Here is a 5,474-nt window from a genome sequence, read left to right as displayed (position 1 = left end):
ACCTCGCCGGATCCCCTCAGGGCGGCCACGTTCAACTCGGCCGCGACGAAGAGTGCTTCGGGCCGGCCGACGGCCGCCTCCAGGACGGCGAGCCCGCGTGCGTCGGACAGTGGCCGCAGACCCTGCCGGCCCATCCGGCGGCGGTCCGCCTCCGAGAGCTCACCCGCCATGCCGTTCTCCCACGGGCCCCACGCCAACGACACCCCCGGCAGGCCCTCGTAGCGCCGGTGAGCTGCCAGCGCGTCCAGGAACGTGTTCCCCGCCGCGTAGTTCGCCTGACCCGCGTTACCGATCACACCCGCGATCGAGGAGAACAGGACGAACATGTCCAGGTCCAGCTCGCGCGTCAGCTCATGCAGATGCCACGCCGCGTCGACCTTCGGCCGCATCACCGCCGCCACCCGCTCCGGCGTCAGCGAAGCGACGAGCCCGTCGTCCAGAACACCCGCCGCATGGACGACACCCGTCAGCGCCAAGCCCTCCAGCACGTCGGCGAGTTCCTCGCGATCAGCCACGTCACAGGCCCCGACCGTGACCTCGACACCCAGGCCCTTCAGATCGGCCACCAGCTCCGACATCCCGGGGGCCTCGATGCCCCGACGCGACACCAGGACCAAGTGCTCGGCCCGCCCGCTCTCCGCGAGGTGCCGCGCCACCAGACCGCCCAACGCACCCGACGCGCCCGTGATCAGCACCGTCCCCGGACGACCCCCCAAGTCGGCGGCAGGCGTCGACGACACCCGCACCAGGCGGGGGACCCGCACCTGGCCGGCCCGCACCGCGAACTGCGCCTCACCCGAGGCCACACCCAGGCGAAGCACCTCCATAGAGGCGTCCTCGACATCGGCGAGAACGATCCGGTCCGGATTCTCCGCCTGCGCCACCCGGACCAGACCCCACACCGGAGCAGCCGCGACCTCCATCGGCGCCTCCGGCCCGGCGTCGACGGCCCGCTCGGTCACCACCAGCAGACGGGACCCGGACAAGGACTCCGCCGCCAGCCACTCCTGCACCAGACCCAGCACACCGGCAGCCGTGCGACCAGCCGCAGCCGGGACCTCGTCCACGGCGTCCGGAACAACCCGCACCACCACCACGTCGGGCACGGCCTCCACCGACGCCACCAGCGCCGCCAGATCCGGGAACGACTCCGCACCCGCCAGCTCCACCGTCCCGAGGACAGCCCACCGACCACCCTCCGTCGCGGCGCCGGCCAGGGCAGCCGGAACCCACTCCACACCGAACATCGACTCAGTCGCGGCCCCGGTGCCACCCGCCAGGTCCTCGGCCGAGGCCGCCCTCAGCACCAACGAACCGACCGACGCCACCAGCTCGCCCGCAGCATCGGCCAGCGTGATCGACACGCCCTCGCCCGAGGCAGCCGGTGCCACGCGCACCCGGGCCCCCGCCGCACCCGATGCGTGCACCTCGACGTCACTCCACGCGAACGGCAGCGTCAGGCCGTCCCCGTCCCCGTCGCCGCTCAGCCCCGCCACGTGCAGCGCGCTGTCCAGCAGGGCCGGGTGCAGCCCGAATCCGGACACGCCGACACCGTCCGGCAGTGCGACCTCGGCGAACAGCTCCTCGCCCCGCCGCCAGGCTGCCTGCATCCCCTGGAACACCGGACCGTAGGCGAGGCCACTGGCGGCCAGGCGTGGGTAGAACCCGTCCAGATCCACGGTCTCGGCGCCCGCCGGGGGCCACTCGGCCGACAGCACGGTGTCGGCACTCGTCGCGACCGGTGTCAGCGCGCCCGTCGCGTGCCGGGTCCACTCCTCCGCGAAGGCCGCCTCCTCGGACTGGGCATACACCGCGACCGCACGGCGGCCGGACTCGTCCGCCTCGTCCACCGTGACCTGCACCCGGACCGCGCCCTGGGGCGGCAGCACCAGCGGCGCCTCGATCAGCAGTTCCTCGACCCGGCTGTACTCGGCCTCGTCGCCCGCGCGCACGGCCATCTCGACCAGCGCCGCCCCTGGGACGACGACCCGCCCGGCCACCACGTGGTCGGCCAGCCAGGGCTGTGCAGCCAGTGACAGGCGCCCGGTCAGCACCAGACCCCCGCTGGCCGGCAGCGTCACCGCCGCACCCAGCAGCGGATGACGCGCCGGTGACTGGCCCAGCCCGGCGGCGTCCACCACGCCGGAACCGGTCGGCAGCCAGTAGCGCCGGCGCTGGAAGGCGTAGGTGGGCAGGTCGATCCGCTGGGCACCGGTGTCCGCGTAGACCTGCTCCCAGGCGACCGGCACACCCCGCACGAAGAGCTTCGCAAGCGCGGTCATCAAGGCGCGGGGCTCGTCACGGCCGCGACGCAGGAGCGGGAGCCAGACCTCGGGCTCGCCCTGGTCGTCGGTACGGGTCTGCGGGCCCATGCCGGACAGCACACCGTCGGGGCCGATCTCCACGAACGTCCGGACGCCGGCGGCACGAAGGGACTGCGCGGCATCATGGAAGCGAACCGCCTCGCGGACGTGCTTCACCCAGTAGGCCGGGTCCGTGACCTCGTCCGTCACCGGGAGGCCGGTCAGGGCGGAAACCATCGCCAGCTTGGGCGCGCGGTAGCTGACGGCGGCGACGACGCGGGCGAACTCCTCCAGCATCGGCTCCATCAGCGGCGAGTGGAACGCGTGGGAAACCTGGAGACGCTTCGTGCGTGCGCCGGATGTGGCCAACTCGGCTGCCGCAGCCAGGACTTCATCCTCGACGCCCGAGATCACCACGGCCTTGGGGCCGTTCACGGCCGCGATACCGACACCGGTACGACCCGCGATCGCTTCGAGAACCTGCTCCTCAGTCGCCTCGACGGCCACCATCGCACCACCGGACGGCAGTTGCTGCATCAGCCGGCCACGCGCGGCCACCACCGCACAGGCATCCTCCAGCGACCACACCCCCGCCACATGCGCCGCCGCCAGCTCACCGATCGAATGACCGGCCACCACCTGCGGACTCACGCCCCACGACTCCAGCAAACGGAACAGCGCCACCTCAACGGCGAACAGCGCGGGCTGCGCCCACCCCGTCTCATCGATCGGGCCCTCCCCCCGCATCACAGCAGTGAGCGAACCGTCCAAATGCTCAGCCAGCCCCGCACACGCCGCGTCGAACGCGTCGGCGAACACCGGGAAAGCCTGGTAGAGCCCCTGCCCCATGCCAACGCGCTGCGCACCCTGACCGGTGAACACGAACCCGACCTTGCCCGCACCCCCCACGGACCCGGTCACCACACCGGGGACCTCACGGCCCTCAGCCAGCGCCGCAAGACCCGCCAGCAACTCCTCGCGGTCCGCACCGAGGACCACCGCCCGCTGCTCCAACGCCGCCCGCGACACCGCCAACGACCAACCCACGTCCAGGACATCAGCATCAGCATCGGAGCGCTCAACGAACGCCGCCAACCGCTCCGCCTGCCCGGCGACACCCGCAGCCGACCGCCCCGAGAGGGACCACGGCACCACCGGGAGCGTCCAGCCCTCGCCCCTCGGCGCGACAGCCTCCTCGGCGGGCGCCTGCTCGATAATCACGTGTGCGTTGGTCCCGGAGAACCCGAAGGACGACACGCCCGCCCGACGCGGCCGCTCACCCGTCTCCGGCCACGGCTGCGCCTCGGTGACCAGTCGGACGGCGCCGGACTCCCAGTCGATCCGCGAGGACGGCTCGTCCGCGTGCAGCGTCGCCGGCACCACACCGTGCTGCATCGCGGCGACCATCTTGATGACACCCGCCACACCGGCGGCCGCCTGGGCGTGCCCGATGTTCGACTTCACCGAGCCCAGCAACAGCGGCCGGTCGACCGGCCGCTCCTGGCCGTAGGTCGCCAGCAACGCCTGCGCCTCGATCGGGTCACCCAACCGGGTGCCGGTGCCGTGGCCCTCGACGACATCCACGCCGTCGGCGCCGACTCCGGCGCTGGCCAGCGCGGCCCGGATCACCCGCTGCTGGGAGGGGCCGTTCGGCGCGGTCAGACCGTTGGACGCACCGTCCTGGTTGACCGCCGTGCCGGTCACCACCGCGAGCACCTTGTGACCGTTGCGCCGCGCGTCCGAAAGCCGTTCGACCACCAGGACGCCGACGCCCTCGCCCCACCCGGTGCCGTCGGCGGACTCCGCGTAGGCCTTGCACCGGCCGTCCGCCGCAAGACCGCGCTGCCGCGAGAAGTCGATGAACGTGCCGGGCGTCGACATCACCGTCACACCACCCGCCAGCGCGAGCGAACTCTCCCCCGAGCGCAGCGACTGGCAGGCCAGGTGCAGCGCCACCAGCGACGACGAACACGCCGTGTCCACCGTCACCGCCGGACCCTCCAGCCCCAGCGCGTACGCCACCCGCCCGGAGACGACCGACCCCATGCCCCCGGTGCCGAGATAGCCCTCGGCCTCCTCCGGTACGGGGTAGAACGGCAGGTAGTCGTGGTAGAAGAGGCCGGCGAACACGCCCGTCGCGCTGCCCCGCAGCCCCGTCGGGTCGATCCTGGCACCCTCCAGCGCGTGCCAGGACGTCTCCAGCAGCAAGCGCTGCTGCGGATCCATCACGACCGCCTCACGCGGACTGATCCCGAAGAACTCCGCGTCGAACTCCCCCGCTTCGTAGAGGAATCCACCCTCGCCGGAGACGCTCCTGCCCACCGCGTCCGGATCCGGATCGACCAGGTTCCCCGGCCAGCCGCGGTCCGTCGGGAAGTGGCCGATCGCGTCCCCGCCCGAGGCCAGCAGCTGCCAGAACTCCTCCGGTGACGACACCCCGCCCGGGAACCGGCACGCCATACCGACGATGGCCACGGGTTCCTGCTGCCGGCCCTCCACCTCGCGCAGGCGCTCCCGGGTCTGCGCCAGGTCGGTGGTGACCCGCTTGAGGTAGTCACGGAGCTTCTCTTCGTTCGCCATCCGATGGACGCCTTCCTCATTTCGCACGGTGGTACGGCGACGTACTCAGAGCCCGAGCTGGTTGTCGATGAAGTCGAACATGTCGTCGTCACTGGCCGATTGGATCGTCTCGGCGACCGAGGCGCCCTCGTCCCCCTCGCCGGACCCGGCGGTGTCGCTCAGCGCCGAGAGGATGTCCTTGAGCCGCGCCGTGACCCGGGCCCGGGCGGCCTCGTCTCCCAGGAGCTCGGTGACCGAGGCTTCGAGCCGGTCGAGTCCGGAGTACGCCGCCAGGGCGCCCGACACCTCGGCGACCGACCCGAAGGTCTCCTGGGCCAGGAAGTCGGCCAGGGCCGTCGGGCTCGGGTAGTCGAAGACCGCCGTGGCCGGCAGCCGCAGGCCGGTGGCGCTGTTCAGCCGGTTGCGCAGTTCGACGGCGGTGAGCGAGTCGAACCCGACGTCCCGGAAGGAACGTTCGGCGTCCAGACTGCCCGGACCGGCCATCCCCAGCACCAGGGCGGCCTGCGACAGCACCAGCTCCCGCACCACCTCCCGCTGCTCGTCCGGCCCCAGCCCGGCCAACCGCGCGGCCAGGGCGCTCCGACCGTCGGC

Annotated in this window: 1 protein-coding gene and 1 pseudogene; both read right to left on the bottom strand. The window is 72.5% G+C overall.

Going from position 1 to position 5,474, the window contains the following annotated elements; translation table 11 throughout:
- A pseudogene (locus tag ABT263_RS38375) lies at positions 1 to 4,880 on the bottom strand (SDR family NAD(P)-dependent oxidoreductase); the annotation flags it as partial.
- Between the two features lie 48 nt (positions 4,881 to 4,928).
- Positions 4,929 to 5,474 (bottom strand): phosphopantetheine-binding protein (locus tag ABT263_RS38370; RefSeq protein ID WP_352298497.1); only part of this gene is annotated, 546 nt, incomplete at its 5' end.

This window comes from Kitasatospora sp. NPDC001603, assembly GCF_040298365.1.
Lineage (GTDB): Bacteria > Actinomycetota > Actinomycetes > Streptomycetales > Streptomycetaceae > Kitasatospora.
This window is presented reverse-complemented; position numbering and strand designations above follow the sequence as displayed.